Annotated in this window: 17 protein-coding genes and 5 tRNA genes; 3 read left to right on the top strand and 19 right to left on the bottom strand. The window is 54.4% G+C overall.

The features are described 5' to 3' along the window. The first annotated feature begins 44 nt into the window (after positions 1–44). From emrA to leuA, 3 genes are all read left to right on the top strand, one after another. The gene (gene emrA, locus HED65_RS11445) at positions 45–1,217 is read left to right on the top strand and encodes a multidrug efflux MFS transporter periplasmic adaptor subunit EmrA (protein ID WP_114978671.1); all 1,173 of its coding nucleotides are present in this window, start codon (positions 45–47) and stop codon (positions 1,215–1,217) included. 16 nt (positions 1,218–1,233) lie between these two features. Beyond that, positions 1,234–2,781, top strand: coding sequence for a multidrug efflux MFS transporter permease subunit EmrB (gene emrB / locus HED65_RS11440; protein WP_114978670.1), 1,548 nt, complete (start codon positions 1,234–1,236; stop codon positions 2,779–2,781). 96 nt (positions 2,782–2,877) lie between these two features. Then, positions 2,878–4,533 carry a 2-isopropylmalate synthase gene (gene leuA, locus HED65_RS11435; RefSeq protein ID WP_114978669.1) on the top strand — a complete coding sequence of 552 codons (1,656 nt, stop codon included), beginning with the start codon at positions 2,878–2,880 and terminating at the stop codon, positions 4,531–4,533. On the opposite strand, the gene HED65_RS11430 is transcribed toward leuA, so the two are convergent. The 19 genes from HED65_RS11430 to mltB form a co-directional block, all read right to left on the bottom strand. Then, entirely contained in the window at positions 4,520–5,284 is a 765-nt protein-coding gene (locus HED65_RS11430) for an AraC family transcriptional regulator (RefSeq protein ID WP_114978668.1), read from the bottom strand. The two genes, leuA and HED65_RS11430, sit on opposite strands and share 14 nt — an antisense overlap. A 56-nt stretch (positions 5,285–5,340) precedes the next feature. Continuing rightward, a complete protein-coding gene (luxS, locus tag HED65_RS11425) occupies positions 5,341–5,856 on the bottom strand; it encodes an S-ribosylhomocysteine lyase (protein ID WP_114978667.1) in 516 nt (171 codons plus the stop codon). A gap of 153 nt (positions 5,857–6,009) precedes the next feature. Continuing rightward, positions 6,010–7,554: a glutamate--cysteine ligase gene (gene gshA / locus HED65_RS11420; RefSeq protein ID WP_114978666.1), complete on the bottom strand. Its 1,545-nt coding sequence runs from the start codon at positions 7,552–7,554 to the stop codon at positions 6,010–6,012. Positions 7,555–7,637: 83 nt separating this feature from the next. Then, the gene (locus HED65_RS11415; protein WP_048975561.1) at positions 7,638–8,066 is read right to left on the bottom strand and encodes a YqaA family protein; all 429 of its coding nucleotides are present in this window, start codon (positions 8,064–8,066) and stop codon (positions 7,638–7,640) included. After that, entirely contained in the window at positions 8,063–8,629 is a 567-nt protein-coding gene (yqaB, locus tag HED65_RS11410; RefSeq protein WP_028016807.1) for a fructose-1-phosphate/6-phosphogluconate phosphatase, read from the bottom strand. Before yqaB ends, HED65_RS11415 begins: the two co-directional genes overlap by 4 nt. A 117-nt stretch (positions 8,630–8,746) precedes the next feature. Beyond that, positions 8,747–8,823 (bottom strand) — tRNA-Arg (locus tag HED65_RS11405). Between the two features lie 64 nt (positions 8,824–8,887). Further along, positions 8,888–8,964, bottom strand: a tRNA-Arg gene (locus HED65_RS11400). A 29-nt stretch (positions 8,965–8,993) separates the two neighbouring features. Beyond that, a tRNA-Arg gene (locus HED65_RS11395) sits at positions 8,994–9,070 on the bottom strand. Between the two features lie 64 nt (positions 9,071–9,134). Next, positions 9,135–9,211 (bottom strand) — tRNA-Arg (locus tag HED65_RS11390). A gap of 4 nt (positions 9,212–9,215) precedes the next feature. Continuing rightward, positions 9,216–9,308 (bottom strand) — tRNA-Ser (locus HED65_RS11385). Positions 9,309–9,650: 342 nt separating this feature from the next. Further along, positions 9,651–9,836, bottom strand: a complete 186-nt coding sequence (csrA, locus tag HED65_RS11380) for a carbon storage regulator CsrA (protein ID WP_000906486.1) — start codon at positions 9,834–9,836, stop codon at positions 9,651–9,653. 241 nt (positions 9,837–10,077) lie between these two features. Continuing rightward, on the bottom strand, positions 10,078–12,705 hold the full coding sequence (gene alaS / locus HED65_RS11375) for an alanine--tRNA ligase (RefSeq protein ID WP_114978665.1): 2,628 nt from the start codon (positions 12,703–12,705) through the stop codon (positions 10,078–10,080). A gap of 131 nt (positions 12,706–12,836) precedes the next feature. Next, positions 12,837–13,337, bottom strand: coding sequence for a recombination regulator RecX (gene recX / locus HED65_RS11370; protein WP_114978664.1), 501 nt, complete (start codon positions 13,335–13,337; stop codon positions 12,837–12,839). Between the two features lie 67 nt (positions 13,338–13,404). Continuing rightward, entirely contained in the window at positions 13,405–14,463 is a 1,059-nt protein-coding gene (gene recA, locus HED65_RS11365; RefSeq protein WP_114978663.1) for a recombinase RecA, read from the bottom strand. Positions 14,464–14,552: 89 nt separating this feature from the next. Continuing rightward, positions 14,553–15,050, bottom strand: coding sequence for a nicotinamide-nucleotide amidase (gene pncC, locus HED65_RS11360; RefSeq protein ID WP_049006085.1), 498 nt, complete (start codon positions 15,048–15,050; stop codon positions 14,553–14,555). A 131-nt stretch (positions 15,051–15,181) separates the two neighbouring features. Further along, positions 15,182–16,060, bottom strand: a complete 879-nt coding sequence (locus HED65_RS11355; RefSeq protein WP_114978662.1) for a metal ABC transporter substrate-binding protein — start codon at positions 16,058–16,060, stop codon at positions 15,182–15,184. A 14-nt stretch (positions 16,061–16,074) separates the two neighbouring features. Then, positions 16,075–16,935 (bottom strand): metal ABC transporter permease, encoded by an 861-nt coding sequence (locus tag HED65_RS11350; protein ID WP_114978661.1) that lies wholly within the window; start codon positions 16,933–16,935, stop codon positions 16,075–16,077. Beyond that, positions 16,932–17,585, bottom strand: a complete 654-nt coding sequence (locus tag HED65_RS11345) for a metal ABC transporter ATP-binding protein (protein ID WP_114978660.1) — start codon at positions 17,583–17,585, stop codon at positions 16,932–16,934. Before HED65_RS11345 ends, HED65_RS11350 begins: the two co-directional genes overlap by 4 nt. Positions 17,586–17,843: 258 nt before the next feature. Then, entirely contained in the window at positions 17,844–18,944 is a 1,101-nt protein-coding gene (gene mltB, locus HED65_RS11340) for a lytic murein transglycosylase B (protein ID WP_168112391.1), read from the bottom strand. Positions 18,945–19,206 lie beyond the last annotated feature (262 nt).

The raw sequence follows: 19,206 nt of genomic DNA, 5'->3' as shown, positions 1-19,206 counted from the left end.
TCGGCTCAGCCGATGTGAAAATAAGAAGATCGTGGAGAACAACAATGAGCGCAAATGCGGAGAGCACTACCCCGCAGCAACCGGCCAATAAGAAAGGCAAACGTAAGAGCGCCCTTCTTCTGTTGACCTTGCTCTTTATCATTATTGCCGTGGCATATGGGATCTATTGGTTTTTAGTATTGCGTCATGCTGAAGAGACAGACGACGCCTACGTGGCAGGGAACCAGGTACAGATTATGGCGCAGGTGTCGGGCAGCGTGACGAAAGTCTGGGCTGATAACACCGACTATGTGCAAAAAGGCGATGTGTTGGTCACGCTGGATCCAACCGACGCTCAGCAGGCGTTTGAAAAAGCACAGACGGCACTGGCCTCCAGTGTCCGTCAGACTCGCCAGCTGATGATCAACAGCAAACAGCTTCAGGCCAACATTGACGTGCAGAAAACGGCACTGGCCCAGGCGCAGAGCGACCTGAACCGCCGTGTTCCGCTCGGTACTGCCAACCTGATTGGCCGTGAAGAGCTGCAACACGCACGCGATGCCGTTGCCAGTGCTCAGGCACAGCTGGATGTGGCTATTCAACAGTACAACGCCAACCAGGCGATGGTGCTGGGTACCCGCCTGGAAAACCAGCCTGCCGTTCAACAGGCAGCGACCGAAGTGCGTAACACATGGCTTGCCCTGCAGCGTACTAAAATCGTCAGCCCGATGACCGGCTATGTCTCCCGCCGTTCCGTACAGCCTGGGGCGCAGATTAGCCCGACCACACCGCTGATGGCCGTTGTTCCGGCAGACAATCTGTGGGTCGATGCCAACTTTAAAGAGACGCAGCTTGCCCATATGCGTATCGGCCAGGCGGCGACAGTTATCAGCGATATTTACGGCGATGACGTCAAGTACACAGGGAAAGTGGTGGGTCTGGATATGGGGACTGGCAGTGCCTTCTCCCTGCTACCAGCACAGAATGCCACCGGTAACTGGATCAAAGTGGTTCAGCGCTTGCCTGTGCGTATTGAGCTGGATCCAAAACAACTCGCAGATCACCCGCTGCGTATCGGCCTCTCAACGCTGGTTACGGTGGATACCGCCAACCGTGAAGGTCAAATCCTGGCAAGCCAGGTGCGTAGCAGCCCGGCTTATGAAAGTAACGCCCGTGAAATTAGCCTCGATCCGGTCAACAAGCTGATCGATGACATCGTGAAGGCAAACGCTGGTTAATCCGAAGGTGAGCGTTATGCAACAGCAAAAGCCGCAAAAACCGCTGGAAGGCGCGCAACTGATCATTATGACCATTGCGCTGTCGCTGGCGACATTCATGCAGGTGCTGGACTCCACCATCGCAAACGTGGCGATCCCGACTATCGCCGGTAACCTTGGCTCGTCACTGAGCCAGGGGACCTGGGTGATTACCTCGTTTGGGGTGGCAAACGCCATCTCAATCCCCATTACCGGCTGGCTGGCGAAGCGCGTCGGTGAAGTTAAGCTATTCCTGTGGTCGACAATCGCCTTTGTTCTCGCCTCCTGGGCGTGTGGCATGTCCACCAGCCTGACGATGCTGATTTTCTTCCGCGTCATTCAGGGGATTGTGGCCGGGCCGTTAATTCCCCTGTCACAGAGTTTACTGCTGAACAACTACCCACCCGCCAAACGCTCCATCGCGCTGGCGCTGTGGTCAATGACCGTGATCGTCGCGCCGATTTGCGGGCCGATCTTAGGCGGCTATATCAGCGACAACTATCACTGGGGCTGGATCTTCTTTATCAACGTACCGATTGGCGCCGTGGTGGTCATGATGACGTTGCAGTCGCTACGTGGCAGGGAAACGCGAACCGAACAGCGGCGTATTGACAGCGTCGGCCTGGCGTTATTGATCCTCGGCATCGGTAGCCTGCAGGTCATGCTCGACCAGGGCAAAGAGCTGGACTGGTTCAACTCCAGGGAGATCATCATCCTGACGATTGTCGCGGTGGTGTCGCTGAGCTTCCTGATTGTCTGGGAGTTAACCGACGATAACCCGATAGTCGACTTGTCGCTGTTTAAGTCGCGAAACTTCACCATAGGCTGTCTGTGTATTAGCCTCGCCTACATGCTCTACTTCGGCGCTATTGTTCTGCTGCCGCAGCTATTGCAGGAGGTATATGGCTACACCGCAACCTGGGCGGGTCTTGCCTCTGCGCCAGTTGGATTGATTCCGGTCCTGTTGTCGCCAATCATTGGCCGTTTCGCCCACAAGCTCGACATGCGCAGGCTGGTAACCTTCAGCTTCATCATGTACGCCGTGTGCTTCTACTGGCGCGCGTATACGTTCGAACCGGGAATGGACTTTGGCGCCTCTGCGTGGCCGCAGTTTATCCAGGGCTTTGCCGTGGCCTGTTTCTTTATGCCTCTGACCACCATCACGCTTTCCGGTTTACCGCCTGAGCGCATGGCGGCAGCATCGAGCTTGTCGAACTTTACACGTACGCTGGCAGGCTCCATCGGGACGTCGATCACCACGACGCTGTGGACTAACCGTGAGTCGATGCACCACGCTCAGCTCACTGAAGCGGTGAACCCGTTCAACCCTAATTCTCAGCAGATGTATGCCCAGCTTCAGGGAATGGGAATGACGGAACAGCAGGCATCCGGCTGGATCGCCCAGCAGATCACCAGCCAGGGGCTGATTATCTCCGCAAACGAGATTTTCTGGGTGTCGGCCGGGATCTTCCTCGTCCTGCTGGGTCTGGTGTGGTTTGCCCGTCCACCGTTTGGTGCCGGTGGTGGAGGCGGTGGCGCGCACTAAAGCGCGTTGTCCAAAACGCGACAGTCATTGTCAGTTTCGATAAAGCAGCGCTCCTGAAATCCATTCACGATAGTGAAAAGACAACAGGAGCGCATCATGCTGAATACACCCGCCGACAAATACCAGCCTTATCCAACCCTTTCACTGCCCGATCGTCGCTGGCCGGAGCAACATATTACTCGTGCGCCACGCTGGCTTTCCACCGATTTACGTGACGGTAACCAGGCCCTGGCCGAGCCCATGGATAGCCCCCGCAAGCTGCAATTCTGGGAATTGCTGCTGAACTGCGGGTTTAAAGAGATTGAAGTCGCCTTCCCTTCCGCCTCGCAGACGGATTTCAACTTTGTTCGCCAGTTGATTGAAGAGAACCGTATCCCGGATGACGTCACCATTCAGGTGTTAACCCAGGCACGGGAAGACCTGATCATCCGCACATTTGAATCGTTACGCGGCGCGAAACGGGCCACCGTCCATCTGTATAACGCGACCGCCCCGCTGTTCCGCCGCCTGGTGTTTGGTATGGAGAAAGCGCAAATCGTTGAGCTGGCAACACGCTCCACGCGGCTTATCCGCAAGCTCAGCGAAGAGAACCCGGAAACCCGCTGGCAGTACGAATACTCCCCGGAAACCTTCTGCTTTACCGAGCCGGAGTTTGCGCTGGAGATTTGTGAAGCCGTGGCAGAGATCTGGCAGCCCTGCAATGAGCGACCAATGGTGATCAACTTACCCGCGACTGTCGAAGTCAGCACGCCGAACGTCTATGCCGATCAGATTGAGTATTTCTGTCGCCACTTCAGCCGCCGCAGCGACGTCTGCATCAGCGTCCATCCGCATAACGACCGCGGTACGGGTGTCGCCAGCGCCGAGCTGGCCGTGATGGCCGGTGCCGACCGGGTAGAAGGGTGTCTGTTTGGCAACGGGGAACGTACGGGGAACGTCTGTCTGGTGACGCTGGCGATGAATCTCTACAGTCAGGGCGTTAGCCCGAATCTCGACTTTAGCGAGATGAATCGGGTGGTGGAAGTGGTCGAAACCTGCAACCAACTTCCGGTGCATCCGCGCCATCCATGGGCAGGACGACTGGCCTACACCGCCTTCTCTGGCTCACATCAGGACGCGATCAAAAAAGGCTTTGATGCCCGCAAGCCTAGCGAACGCTGGGAGATGCCTTATCTACCAGTGGACCCGCAGGATATCGGCTGCACCTACGAAGCGGTGATCCGTGTGAACAGCCAGTCCGGGAAAAGCGGCAGCGCGTGGCTTATTGAACAGAACCATGGTCTGAAATTACCCCGCGCGCTGCAGCAGGATTTCAGCCAGCACGTACAGCAGGAAACGGATCGCCACGGAAAAGAGATGACGCAAAATGCACTGTGGCAACTGTTCCGTACCCGTTATGGCCTGGTGGCAACGCCACAATTTGCCCTGCAATCGTACCGCAGCGACAGCCAGCAGGACGGTCAGTTGCGCTTAACGGCAAGCATCGCCACGCAGAGGGGAACACGCCAACTGGAGGGCCAGGGTAACGGTCTGCTCTCCGCCGCCGCTCAGGGCTTAAGCCGCTGGATCAACGCCCCGTTTGTAATTAAGGATTATCACGAGCATACGTTAGGCGAACGCAGCGACAGCCGCTCGGTGGCCTATATCCGCTGCCTGTTCCAGGACGGCACCAGCCGCTGGGGCGTGGGCATTGACAGCGACGTGGCGCGTGCGTCGCTTCAGGCGCTCTTTAACGCCGTCAGTCGTTTTTAAAGTAATCGCTGGGAGAGACGCCCATCACCCGACGAAACATCGCCGTAAAGGCACTGTGACTGCCGTAACCCAGCTCCAGTGCCACGCGTAGCACCGGCTGGCCCTGCGCCAGCCGCACTAACGCCTCCAGCAAGCGAGCCCTTCTCAGCCACTCAACGTAGCGTAATCCTGTCTGCTGCTGAAAATGCCGGTTCATCGTGCGCTCGCTCATTCCAAGCGAACCCGCGGCCTGAAGGCTGTTCCAGCGATCTCCTGGCGTCTGACGGATCTGCTGGCACAGGTGGCGTAACGGGACGCTCTCCGGCTCAGGCAGATGAAATGGCAGCACAGGCATGATGCGAATTTCATCCAGAATGAGCTCATACACGCGCTCATCACGACTCCCTGGTGAGTAAGATTCAGGCAGTGAGAGAGAGGCGAGGATCAGTTCGCGCAACAGTGGGGAGATCTGCACGATCTGGCACGCTGCGGGGAGATCGGCACGCGCCAGCGGATCGATAAACAGCGTGCGCGCTGCAACGTTACCGGTGATACGAAGCGAATGGCGCGTCCCCGCTGGCAGCCAGACACCGCGGCCAGGAGGAACCACCCAACAGCCGGATGCGGTATCAACCCGCACCACCCCGCTCAGAGTATGCAGCAGTTGCGCGCAGTCATGCTCATGCCAGGGCTCGCTGTCGCCATGAACATAATCATGGGCAAAAGGAACGAGTGGACGATGAGTAAAGGTGAATGTTGAAGTTGTGGTCATGGGGGGTTAAACAACCCTCACTCTCCCCTCTCCCAACGGGAGAGGGGAAAGGTGCACTAGATGTGCAGTTCCTGCAGTTTTTCTTTCGGCAGAGCCAGCTCTTCATTGCTGTTCACACGAACATCACGCTCGATGATGTGACGCGCAATTTCCTGTGCTTCTTCCAGAGAGTGCATCTGGTAAGTACCACACTGGTAAATGTTCAGCTCAGGGATTTGGTTCTGCTCTTTTACCTTCAGCACATCTTCCATGGCTGCTTTCCAGGCATCTGCGACGCGTTTCTCTTCAGGCTGACCAATCAGACTCATGTAGAAACCAGTACGGCAGCCCATCGGAGAGATATCAATGATCTCAACGCCGTTACCGTTCAGGTGGTCACGCATAAAACCAGCGAACAGATGCTCCAGAGTGTGAATACCTTTCTCTGGCATCACTTCTTTGTTTGGCACGCAGAAACGCAGATCGAATACGGTGATCGTGTCGCCGTGCGGAGTGTGCATGGTCTTCGCCACACGTACAGCAGGTGCTTCCATACGGGTATGGTCGACAGTAAAGCTATCTAATAACGGCATACGTCACCTCCGATAGTGATTTTTTTTAAAATAAACTGAACTCTTCTACAGAATGCGCGTCTGAGTATATGAAAGACGCGCATTTGTTATCATCATCCCTGAATTCAGAGATGTATATTTTGGCCACAGCGATGTGGCCTTTTTCTTTTCTGCTTAAGCCTGCTTCGCCAGAAACGCCTCAAACGACTCGGTATCCGCCGCTTCAACCTCTTTCTGACGCACAACGGACGCATCGCGTTCCGCAACAAAATCCGCTTCGCTCAGCACTTCTAACGGCTCCTGCATCAACATCTCACGGTATTCTGCTCCGAGTGAACGCCCCGTGCCACCAATACCTTGATCAATCATTGAACGCAGAATGCGTGCTGAGAACGTCAGTTCCGGATTATCAAAACATTCCACCAGTTGGTCGCAGATCTGTTGATATGCGTCGCCACCGTCGATGCTGTCCATTGTCCGGGCAACACGTTTAAGGTCACGGAACAGATCTTTACCGACTTTCGTCAGCGGGAACTGTGCTGTTTCGCAGCCAATGCCCAGCGTCAGACCCGGTTTACGGCCTTCCAGAATTACGCGGTTCCAGTTTGTACGGGTACAAAGCAGCTCGTCTGAACTCATTTCTGGCGCATCCGCCAGAACGCACCAGACCATAAACAGATCCAGGAAGCGAATTTGCTGCTCATCAACACCAATCGGTGAGAACGGGTTGATATCCAGCGAGCGCACTTCAATGTATTCGATCCCGCCGCGCTGCAGCGCATCCGACGGAGTTTCACCGCTGCGCGTCACGCGCTTAGGACGAATTGGCGCGTACAGTTCATTCTCAATCTGCAGCACATTGCTGTTGATTTGCAGACGCTTGCCGTCTTTCTCGAGGCCGATTTTCTCGTACTCTTCCGACGGGGTTTTGATCGCCCGCTTCAATCCTGCCACATATTCGTGCAATTCGTTAAACGTAATACCGAGATTGCTTTGCGATTTATTGGTATAGCCAAGATCGCTCAGGCGCAGGGAAGTCGCGTACGGCAGATAGTACATCCCGCACTCGGTTTTCTCGAACGGCAGCGTAGTCGGTTTTCCCTGCAGGAACGATGAGCAAATGGCAGGCGACGCACCAAACAGGTACGGAATCACCCAGCCGAAGCGATAATAGTTGCGGATCAGGCGGAAGTAGCCCGCAGAGATCGCGTCCTTATCCGTTTCATCACATTTCGCCTGCCAGAACGCCATAGGCAAAGAGAAGTTGTAATGCACACCAGAGATGGTCTGCATTAACGCGCCATAGCGGTTTTTCAGCCCCTCACGATAGAGCGTTTTGAGCCGGCCAATATTTGAGGTGCCGTATTGAGCCAGCTCGATCTCCTGACCTTGCTCGATATAACACGGCATGCTGAGGGGCCACATACGCTCATCGCCCAGGTTGCGCGCGGTATAGCGATGAATGTCGCGCAAGATCGCCAGCATATGATCAATATCACCCTCCACCGGAGTGATAAACTCCAGCAGCGCTTCAGCGAAATCGGTAGTGATCCATTTATGTGTCAGCGCCGAGCCTAACGCCTTCGGGTGACCCGTCGTCGCTAAACTGCCGTCCGCGTTAACGCGCAGCGTTTCACGCTCAAGACCACGCTGAATACCCTTCAATGCCTGAGGGTGGTTTTCCAGCCAGGCCAGCGCCTGAGATACGTCCGGGATCAAATTGACCTCCCGCCTGTCAAAGTAATGTTACTCAGCATAATTGTAATGGTTGACGATTGAAGGTCGCGTATTCATTCCACCAATTAGTGCCACCACGTCATACCCTGCAGAGTTGCCCATGCCACGAGGACATATCGCAACGCCTTGCCAAGGCACAAAAAAAAGAGCACCGGTCCCCAGGAGATGCGCATCCATCCCGCCAGCAGACACAGTAAATCACCTATTACAGGCATCCAGCTTAATAACAGCGTGGCAGCGCCATAGCGTTTTAGCCAGCCGACTGCCTTTTCCTGCCAGCGCGATTTTTCGCGCAGCGGAAAGAAACGCCCAAGAATAACGTTAGTCAGCCCTCCAAGGCTATTACCCATTGTTGCTATTAACACGAGCAACCAGGGCTGACTCACGCCGGACAACAGCATCGCCACCAGCACCACTTCCGAATTTCCCGGTAAGAGCGTAGCGCTTAAAAAACTGCTGGCGAATAATGAAGCAAGTGACAGTACGTCACTCACAGTAAGCGCACATCCACCGCGGCCATTCCAGCATCACGAGCGGCCTGAATACCGAAATCAGCATCTTCAAACACGACGCATTTTGCCGCCGGGACGCCCATTAATTCTGCGCAGAGCAGGAAGGTGTCCGGTGCGGGCTTGTGATTTTTAACATGATCGGCAGCAACAACGGCAGAAAAATAGTGGCGCAGGCCAAGATGATTGAGCAACGCCTCTGCAATCGCGCTTTCGCTGCCCGTCCCCACCGACATCGGGCGACGTCCGTGCCACGCTTTCACGACATCAATCAGCGGCAGCGGGCGTACAGTATCTAAAAGCATGGCTTTTACTGCATCGGTTTTTTCACGGGCGAGCAGGTGCGGGTCGAGATCAGCCTGATTCATTTCAATCACGGCCTGTGCAATACGCCAGGTTGGGGATCCGTTAAGGGCAATCATCGCCTGAAGGTCGAAACGCATACCGTAGCGGCCCAGGACGTCAGTCCAGGCTTGACGATGCGTAGGTTCGGTATCAAGGATGGTGCCATCCATATCGAAGATCAGACCGTCATACTGTGCGTACATCGTGCTCTCGCTAAACGATTAACAAAGCATTACTTTATCGTAAAAGGTGATTTTTGTCGCTGACTGAGAGTGTGATTGCTGACGGAACGTCGAAGGAATAAACAAAGAAGGAGAAGATGGTGCATCCGGGAGGATTCGAACCTCCGACCGCTCGGTTCGTAGCCGAGTACTCTATCCAGCTGAGCTACGGATGCATCGGGATTTACTACTGTACTGCTGATACTCGGTATCACTTCAGAAGCAATACAAAGTAAAAGATGGTGCATCCGGGAGGATTCGAACCTCCGACCGCTCGGTTCGTAGCCGAGTACTCTATCCAGCTGAGCTACGGATGCATCAGGGTACTGCTTTCAGAAATAGTAAATGGTGCATCCGGGAGGATTCGAACCTCCGACCGCTCGGTTCGTAGCCGAGTACTCTATCCAGCTGAGCTACGGATGCATCGGGATTTACTACTGTACTACTCGATATTCATATCACTTCGAAAGCAATATGAAGTAATAGATGGTGCATCCGGGAGGATTCGAACCTCCGACCGCTCGGTTCGTAGCCGAGTACTCTATCCAGCTGAGCTACGGATGCAAAATGGCGGTGAGGCGGGGATTCGAACCCCGGATGCAGCTTTTGACCGCATACTCCCTTAGCAGGGGAGCGCCTTCAGCCTCTCGGCCACCTCACCACACAACGCCTCTTTCGAGTGCTTTGAGTAACTCGTTAAGAGCTTCTCGTCGCTGCGTGGCGCATATATTACTTTCTGGGACTTATAAGTCAAACAATTTTCCAAAAGCTTTTATCGTTTGCACAAATCACACGCAATTCGCATGTAAAAGCCGCAAAGAGGGTGTTTTATAAGCGGATTTTGCAGGCATCTTCACAGAAAACCTATGCAGAAATGGCGGTGTCAGGACGAGTTAAGGGTAACGGAGTGGTTAAAAAGAGAGCGATTGAAATTAAACGGTAACTTTGGGCAGGAAAAATGACAGGAGGGTTGCGTCTCGCCCGACAGCGAGACGCGACAATATCAGTAACTGGACTGCTGGGATTTTTCAGCCTGGATACGCTGGTAGATCTCTTCACGGTGGACAGATACTTCTTTAGGAGCGTTAACACCAATACGTACCTGGTTACCCTTTACCCCTAAAACTGTCACGGTGACCTCATCCCCAATCATGAGGGTCTCACCAACTCGACGAGTCAGAATCAGCATTCTTTGCTCCTTGAAAGATTAAAAGAGTCGGGTCTCTTGTATCCCGGCATTATCCATCATATAACGCCAAAAAGTAAGCGATGACAAACACGTAAAGTGTAAGCAGTCACGGCATCACATTCTGTTAAACGTAAGTTTAGCCGATATACACAAACTCAACCTGACTTTATCGTTATCGATAGCACAGTGAACAAGACGCCATAACGTTACCGCTATGGCGTCTGCTTGTGCTTTGTAATTATTACAGTTTCGCGCTTACCCAGCTTTCAACGCTGGCCAAAGCTTGCGGAAGTGCCGCCGCATCCGTACCACCGGCTTGCGCCATGTCTGGACGACCACCACCCTTGCCGCCCACCTGCTGGGCAACCATACCAATCAGTTCCCCTGCTTTTACGCGGTCAGTCACATCCTTAGAGACCCCCGCAATCAGAGAAACCTTACCTTCTGCCACTGTCGCCAGCACGATAACGGTAGAACCAAGCTGGTTCTTGAGATCGTCGACCATAGTACGCAGCATCTTAGGCTCAACGCCCGCCAGATCGCTGACCAGCAGTTTGACGCCCTTAATCTCTACCGCTTTGCTGGAGAGGTTTGCACTCTCCTGCGCTGCCGCGTGTTCTTTCAGTTGCTGCAGCTCTTTTTCCAGCTGACGCGTACGATCCAGTGCAACGCGTACTTTCTCGCCCAGGTTCTGGCTATCGCCTTTCAGCAACTGCGCGATGTCATGCAGTTGATCGCTCTGCGCATGCAGGCTGGCAATCGCACCTTCACCGGTCACCGCTTCGATACGACGCACGCCTGCCGCCGTACCCGACTCGGAAACAATGCGGAACAGACCGATATCACCAGTGCGCGATGCGTGAGTACCACCGCACAGTTCAGTTGAGAAGTCGCCCATGCTCAGCACGCGAACACGGTCGTCATATTTCTCACCAAACAGCGCCATCGCACCTTTTTTCTTCGCCGCATCGAGATCCATGATATGGGTTTCGATTGGCAGGTTACGACGGATTTGCGCGTTCACCAGATCTTCCACCGCGCGGATTTCAGACGGTTTCATTGCTTCAAAATGCGAGAAGTCGAAACGCAGCACTTTGTCGTTAACCAGAGAACCTTTCTGTGCAACGTGGGTACCGAGTACGTCGCGCAGGGCAGCGTGCATCAGGTGGGTTGCAGAGTGGTTCAGACGAATGCGCGCGCGGCGAGCTTCATCAACGTTAGCCTGCACGCCCTCACCCACTTTCAGAGAACCGGAAACCAGTTTGCCCTGATGACCAATCGCCTGGCCGTATTTCTGGGTGTCGCTTACGCTGAAGCTGAAGCCATTGCCTTTCAGTTCGCCTTTATCGCCAACCTGACCACCGGATTCCGCGTAGAACGGCGTTTTGTCCAGAATCACAACCGCATCCTGACCGGCGCTGATGCTGTCTACGGCTTTACCGTCAACAAACAGGGCAGTCACTTTGCCGGTCAGCTCCAGTGCGTCATAACCTTTGAATTCAGACGCGCTATCAACGCGGATCATCGCGTTGTAGTCTGCACCGAAACCGCTGGACTCACGCGCACGACGACGCTGCTCTTCCATCGCGGCTTCGAAGCCCGCTTCGTCAACTTTGATGTTGCGTTCGCGGCAAACGTCCGCCGTCAGGTCAACCGGGAAGCCATAGGTGTCGTACAGGCGGAAAGCGGTTTCGCCATCCAGCGTGTCGCCCTTAAGTTTCGCCAGCTCTTCGTCCAGCAGCGCCAGACCGCGCTCCAGTGTACGCGCAAACTGCTCTTCTTCGGTTTTCAGAACCTGTTCTACCTGCGCCTGCTGGCGTTTCAGCTCATCACCGGCAGCACCCATCACGCCAATCAGTGGCCCAACGAGTTTATAGAAGAAGGTGTCCTTCGCGCCCAGCATGTTGCCGTGACGGATAGCACGACGAATGATACGACGCAGCACGTAGCCACGGTTTTCATTCGACGGGATAACGCCGTCGGCAATCAGGAACGCACAGGAACGAATATGGTCCGCGATAACGCGCAGGGATTTGTTGTTCAGGTCGGTCGCGCCGGTCACTTCCGCAACGGCTTTGATCAGGGTACTGAACAGGTCAATCTCGTAGTTGGAGTTAACGTGCTGCAGAACCGCAGCAATACGCTCCAGACCCATACCGGTATCAACGGAAGGCTTCGGCAGCGGCTCCATGGTACCGTCAGCCTGACGGTTGAACTGCATGAAGACGATGTTCCAGATCTCAATGTAGCGATCGCCATCTTCTTCCGGGCTGCCTGGAGGGCCACCCCAGATGTGGTCGCCATGATCGTAGAAGATCTCAGTGCACGGACCACAAGGACCGGTATCACCCATCTGCCAGAAGTTGTCGGACGCATAAGGTGCGCCTTTGTTATCGCCGATGCGAATAATACGTTCGCGCGGGATACCGACTTCTTTTTCCCAGATTTCGAAGGCTTCGTCATCGGTTTCATAGACGGTAACCCACAGACGCTCTTTCGGCAGGTTGAACCAGTTTTCACCGGTCAGCAGTTCCCACGCATATTGAATGGCATCGTGTTTGAAGTAGTCGCCGAAGCTGAAGTTACCCAGCATTTCGAAGAACGTATGGTGACGCGCGGTGTAACCGACGTTTTCCAGGTCGTTGTGTTTACCGCCCGCACGCACGCAACGCTGTGATGTTGTGGCGCGGGAATAATTACGCTTGTCGAGACCAAGGAACACATCCTTGAACTGGTTCATCCCGGCGTTGGTAAACAGTAAAGTCGGGTCGTTATTTGGTACCAGGGAGCTGCTGGCAACAACCTGGTGTCCCTTACTATGGAAAAAATCGAGAAACGCCTGACGGATCTCAGCGGTGCTCTTGCTCATAATTATCCTGAAATCAAGCTAACGAAATGTCGTAGCAAGCCTGTACCTGTAAACAGTTGGACAGACCAGCTACTGGAAAAAGTGGGAATAAGATAAGTTTTCTTTAGTGGGAAGTAAAATCCCGCATGCGTTCAATCGGCAAAATTACGCCAGATATCCTGAATATCTTCCATCAGGAAGCCGCGGTAGAGCAAAAAGCGCTGGATTTTCACTTTTTCTGAAAAATCACGCGGCAGGGGTTCACCGTACTTACGAATGGCCTGCTCTCTTGCCCGTTCGCACCAGTCAACGTCACATTCGCGCATCGCTTTTTCAATGGACTCGCGGGCAACCCCTTTCTGGTTCAGCTCCTGGCGGATGCGCGCGGGGCCGTATCCTTTGCGGCCACGGCTGGCGAGAAACCGGGAAGCGAAGCGCTCATCATCCAGATAGCGATGCTCGTAGCACCAGGCAATCACGCGGTCGTAATCTTCTGCTGAAGCATCAATCTCTTCCGGGCCATTTTTGCTCATTACGGGAGCCGACAGTTTTCGCCGCAACTCTTGTTCACTGTGGTCACGGACGGCAAGGATACGTACTGCCCGGTCCAGTAAGCGTGCGTACGCGGGTCGACGTGGAGTAGGTTCACTCATAAAAAACCTGCTGGTTCAGAAATGCAAAAAGGGCCGCATCAGCAGCCCTTCATTTTTATACGAAGAATTAAAAATCTTCGTTGGTTTCTTCAGCATCCGCGCTATCAACTGCGAAATCAGGTGTGGAGTCCTGGTTGTTCAGCAGAAGCTCACGCACTTTCTTCTCAATTTCTTTCGCCGCTGCCGGGTTCTCTTTCAGCCAGGAGATCGCATTTGCTTTACCCTGACCAATTTTGTCACCGTTGTAGCTATACCAGGCACCCGCTTTTTCAATCAGCTTCTCTTTCACGCCCAGGTCAACCAGCTCACCGAAGAAGTTAATCCCTTCGCCGTAGAGGATCTGGAATTCAGCCTGTTTAAACGGCGCAGCAATTTTGTTCTTCACAACCTTCACGCGGGTTTCGCTTCCGACGACGTTCTCACCCTCTTTTACCGCGCCAATACGGCGAATATCAAGACGGACAGACGCGTAGAATTTCAGCGCGTTACCACCAGTGGTGGTTTCCGGGTTACCGAACATTACGCCAATTTTCATACGGATCTGGTTGATGAAGATCAGCAGTGTGTTGGACTGTTTCAGGTTACCGGCCAGCTTACGCATTGCCTGGCTCATCATACGTGCCGCGAGGCCCATGTGAGAGTCACCGATTTCGCCTTCGATTTCAGCTTTTGGCGTCAGTGCGGCAACGGAGTCGACCACGATAACGTCAACAGCACCTGAACGCGCCAGCGCGTCACAAATTTCCAGCGCCTGTTCACCGGTGTCTGGCTGAGAACAAAGCAGGTTGTCGATATCAACGCCCAGTTTACGAGCATAAATAGGGTCCAGCGCGTGCTCGGCATCGATAAACGCACAGGTTTTACCTTCACGCTGTGCCGCAGCGATAACCTGCAGCGTCAGCGTCGTTTTACCTGAGGACTCTGGTCCGTAGATTTCTACGATACGGCCCATCGGCAGACCGCCAGCGCCCAGCGCGATATCCAGAGAAAGCGAACCAGTGGAGATGGTTTCCACGTCCATGGAACGGTCTTCACCCAGGCGCATGATGGAGCCTTTACCGAATTGCTTTTCGATCTGGCCCAGTGCTGCCGCCAACGCTTTCTGTTTGTTTTCGTCGATAGCCATTATTACTCCTGTCATGCCGGGAGAAGCGACTGTGCTTCACCGTGGATTTCTGTTCTGTTGGTGCAATTATACTGTATGGTCATACAGTATCAAGTGTTTTGTAGAAATTGTTGCCAGAGCGTTTTTAACGCGTATTCCGTTGCCTGACGGCGCACGCTTTCGCGATCGCCGCTAAAACACTCCCGGCGGGTGATCCCTTCACCTTTGGACGTGGCAAAACCAAACCAGACAGTGCCGACAGGCTTCACGTCGCTACCGCCGTCCGGGCCAGCGATGCCGCTGATTGAAATGGCATAATCCGCCCGCGCCTCTTTGAGCGCACCAATCGCCATCTCAATCACCACCGGTTCGCTGACCGCGCCATGCTGTTCCAGCGTAGATTCACGCACGCCAATCATTTGCGCTTTAGCCTCGTTACTGTAGGTCACAAAGCCACGTTCAAACCAGGCGGAACTGCCGGCGATATCGGTAATCACTTTCGCAACCCAGCCGCCAGTACAGGATTCTGCAGTGGTGATTGTCGCACCACGTTGCTTAAGCGCCAGCCCAACTATCTCGCTAAGCTGCATCAATTCATGGTCAGTCATTCTCGCTCCAGGCATCAGAAAAACGTGCAGCACAAGATAGCACTTTCTCGTCAGATATGGGGATGCGCTTCAGGTTTTACGAGAGGGCTTCAGAAAAAAGCCGATGCGGGCGCACCGGCCACTGGATAATGTTATTTCATGCTGTCGGCAAGGGTATTCACATTGTGGCGAAACGCCTTAACGTAGGTGTCTGCCACTCCACCTTTTGCCGACAGGGCTTCAGGGTAGAGTTCGCCCCCTGGCTGAGCGCCTGTGGCTGACGCAATCTGTTTAACCAGACGTGGGTCGAGCTGGTTTTCCATAAACCAGGTTTTCACGCCGTCCGCTTTAATCTGATTGATAATCTCAGCAACCTGCGCCGCACTGGCCTCGCTCTCTGACGAGAGCCCCTGTGGCGCCATAAACGTGACACCGTAGGCCCGGCCGAAATAACCGAAAGCGTCATGACTGGTCAGTACGTTACGCTTCGCCTGCGGGATCTGGCTAAAGCGGGTTTTGGCCCAGCTATCCAGTTGAGTCAGTTGCGCGATATACGGCTTCCCTGAGGCCTCCAGTGCTGCTTTGTCTTCTGGATCGGCTTTTACCAGCCCGTTGAGAATATTTTGTGCATACAGCGCCCCGTTAGCCGCGCTATTCCACGCATGCGGATCGGTCACGGTTTTGCCCTCTTCGTCAAGCGTATGGGTTTTCACCCCCGAAGAAGCCACTACCAGTTGGCCTTTGAATCCGGAGGCTTTCACCAGACGGTCGAGCCAACCCTCCAGCCCCAGCCCATTCACGACGACCACGTCAGCCTTGCTGAGCGCTGCGCTGTCTTTCGGTGAGGGTTCGAAGGTGTGCGGATCACCGTCCGGCCCGACCAGCGTCGTCACCTTCACATGATCGCCACCGACCTCCTGGGTGATATCCCCCAGAATTGAAAAACTCGTGACCACATTAAGTGTTTTCGCCATCACGCCGTGCGACATCATCCCCAGCGCGAGCGCCACTGCTAATCCTGTACGTTTCATCGTTTCCCCTTGCGTTAAAAAAACGCACGCAGACTGCCAGCGAGCTGGCTTCGCGTGCCAAATAAAATAGAAATAAAGAAAAGTGCGCTGGCGGTGAGCACAATAGACGGCCCCGCAGGCAGGCTCACAGCCCAGGAAAGGCTTAACCCGAACCATGCACAGAAAATGCCGCTCACCCCTGCCATCAGAAGTAATCCAGGTAGAGTGCGCACCCAGCATCGCGCGGCCACGGCGGGTAACATCATCAACCCGACGGCCATCAGCGTGCCAAGCACCTGAAAGCCCGCCACCAGGTTAAGCACCAGCAGCGCCAGAAACAGGCCATGCAACAGACCGGGTAACCAACGGGCATTCACCTGCAACCACGCCGTATCAAACGCCTCTGTCACCAGCCCGCGATAAAAAATAGCCAGTACGATTAACGTGAAGATACAAACCCCAGCCACAAACAGTGCGGCATCGTTGTCCACGGCGAGAATAGAGCCAAACAGCAGGTGCAGCAGATCAACATTCGACCCACGCAACGACACCAGCGTGACACCTAATGCCAGCGATCCCAGATAGAATCCGGCAAAACTGGCATCTTCTTTGAGAGGCGTGCGGCGACTGACCAGCCCGGCCACCAGTGCAACAGCAATCCCGGCGATAAAACCGCCGATACTCATCGCCAGCAACGACATTCCGCTGAGCAAATATCCCACGGCAACACCCGGCAAAATGGCGTGAGAAAGGGCATCACCCATCAGGCTCATCCTGCGTAGCTGAAGAAAAACCCCCAGCGCCGTGGTGCTGACCGACAGCGCCAGACAAACTACCAGTGCGCGACGCATAAAGCCGTACTCGATAAACGGCTGGAAAAAGAGTTGCCAAATCATGCCACCCTCACCCGCTCGGTTTTCCATTGGGGAATATCGGCATCCAGCCGTAATGTCTGCGGGAAGTGGCGCGAGACGCGTTCACTGTCGTGGAGTACCGCTAACAAGGTTTGTCCCTGCATATACATCTCCAGCATCAAATCCATCAACACGTTGCAGGTGGCTTCGTCGACGCCGGTAAAAGGCTCATCAAGCATCACCAGCGGTGCCTGTTGCACCAGTACACGGGCAAAAAGCATGCGTTGAAACTGGCCACCGGAGAGCTCATCAATGGTCGACAGCGCCATTGACTCCAGCCCTACACGCTCAATCGCACCGGCAATCCGCAAGCGTGTTTCACGACGAAAGCCGGATAAAAGCGAAATGCCCGGCCAGCACCCCATACTGACGACATCCTGCACGGTCAACGGAAATTGCGCCTCCAGCGCGTGGCGTTGTGCCAGCCAGCCAATCACCGGACGCTTTCCCTGCCAGCGCAAACTGCCGCCCACGGGAGCGATAAACCCTGCGAGCGTTTTCAGTAGCGTCGATTTCCCGCAGCCGTTGGCACCCACGATTGCGGTCATACTCCCGCGTTCAATGACGCCGGATAACGGCCGCGTGACAGGCTGGCGTTCATAACCTGCGGTCAGTTCATTCATTACGATCATGGCAATGCTACCGCCCAGCACACCGCCAGGCTGAGAAACACAATAATGGCCAGCGCCAGCAAAAGGCGAACCGGCGCAGAGAGCGAAAAAAGGGAAATTGACATCTCGACACCCACAATAATGTTATAACATAACAATAATGAAAGGTATTGGCGTTGTAAATGGCGTGTTTGAAAAGGGAGTGTGGCGAAATGTTTCTGCGAGAAATTGGAGGTTATCACAGCCCTCTCCCACAGGGAGAGGGCTGAATAAGACGAGTTACTGACTAAACGGCGACGCAGCAGGCACACGCGCCTGCGATACCGCCAGCCCCAGTTGCCACACGGCCATCGCATAGTGGGTACTGTGGTTATAGCGGGTGATGGTGTAGAAGTTTGGCAGACCGTACCAGTACTGATAACCGGTCCCGATATCCAGACGCAGCAGACTTGCCTGCTGCGCATTGCCCAGCGGTTGCGTTGGCGTCAGTCCTGCGGCTGCCAACTGCGAAATGCTGTAATTGGTTTTAAAACCGTTTTCCAGCCCCGGCGCCTGGCCGTTGGCCTGCACCGCAACCTGTCCGCCTGACACCCAGCCGTGCGCTTTGAAGTAGTTCGCCACGCTACCGATGGCATCCACCGGATCCCACAGGTTGATGTGACCATCGTCGTTAAAGTCGACGGCGTATTGTTTATAGGAGGAAGGCATAAACTGGCCATAACCCATCGCACCGGCAAACGAACCTTTCAGATCGAGCGGATCATCTTGCTCATTACGCGCCATCAGCAGGAAGGTTTCCAGCTCGGAAGAGAAATATTCGGCACGGCGCGGGTAGTTAAAGGACAGTGTCGCCAGCGCATCCAGGATGCGGGTTTTGCCCATCACGCGGCCCCAGCGGGTTTCCACGCCGATAATCCCGACGATAATTTCCGGTGGCACGCCATAGACCTGCCACGCACGGTTCAGCGCATCCTCATACTGATTCCAGAACACGACGCCATTCTGCACGTTGTCCGGGGTAATAAACTGTTTGCGGTAGCGCAACCATGCACCATTTGGCCCGCTCGGCACCTGGGCCGTCGGTGCCTGTCTGTCCATCAGGCGCAACACGTAATCCAGGCGCTTCGCCTGAGACAAAATTTCGTGCAGTTGTTGTCTGTCAAAGCCGTGTTTGCTCACCATTTTATCAATGAACTGCTCGGCCGCCGGGTTATTCGCGAAGTCGCCGCCCATCTGCATCATATTGTGCTGCGGCTCCAGCAGGAATCCTCCGGAAGGCGCACCTGCCGTTTGCTGAACGGCTTCGGTCTTAGGTTTGCTACTACAGGCAGACAGCAGAATAAGCGCAGGTAACAACGCTGCATAACGACGCTTGAACATGAGACATCCATTTAACGGGTTCGATAAGAACCCAGTATGGTAAAGCATCCACAACACCTCAAGGAAGCGGTACACGCAGCCCCCACCAAATCTTTACGCTCCCCAACGCAAACTCGCGCATTTTTCAACCAAAAATGCCTGTCCACACCCATTAACTTTCAAAATAACACATTTTTCTTTCATTGTGAGATCTAACTAACACTTTAAAACCTTTCAAAGTGATTATTATTAGTCTCCGTTATACAAACAAAGCCCTGAGGAG

Source organism: Pantoea sp. LS15 (assembly GCF_012241585.1).
Classification (GTDB): Bacteria; Pseudomonadota; Gammaproteobacteria; order Enterobacterales; family Enterobacteriaceae; genus Enterobacter.
Note: the sequence above shows the minus strand (reverse complement) of the source record. Positions and strands in the feature narration are given on the sequence as shown.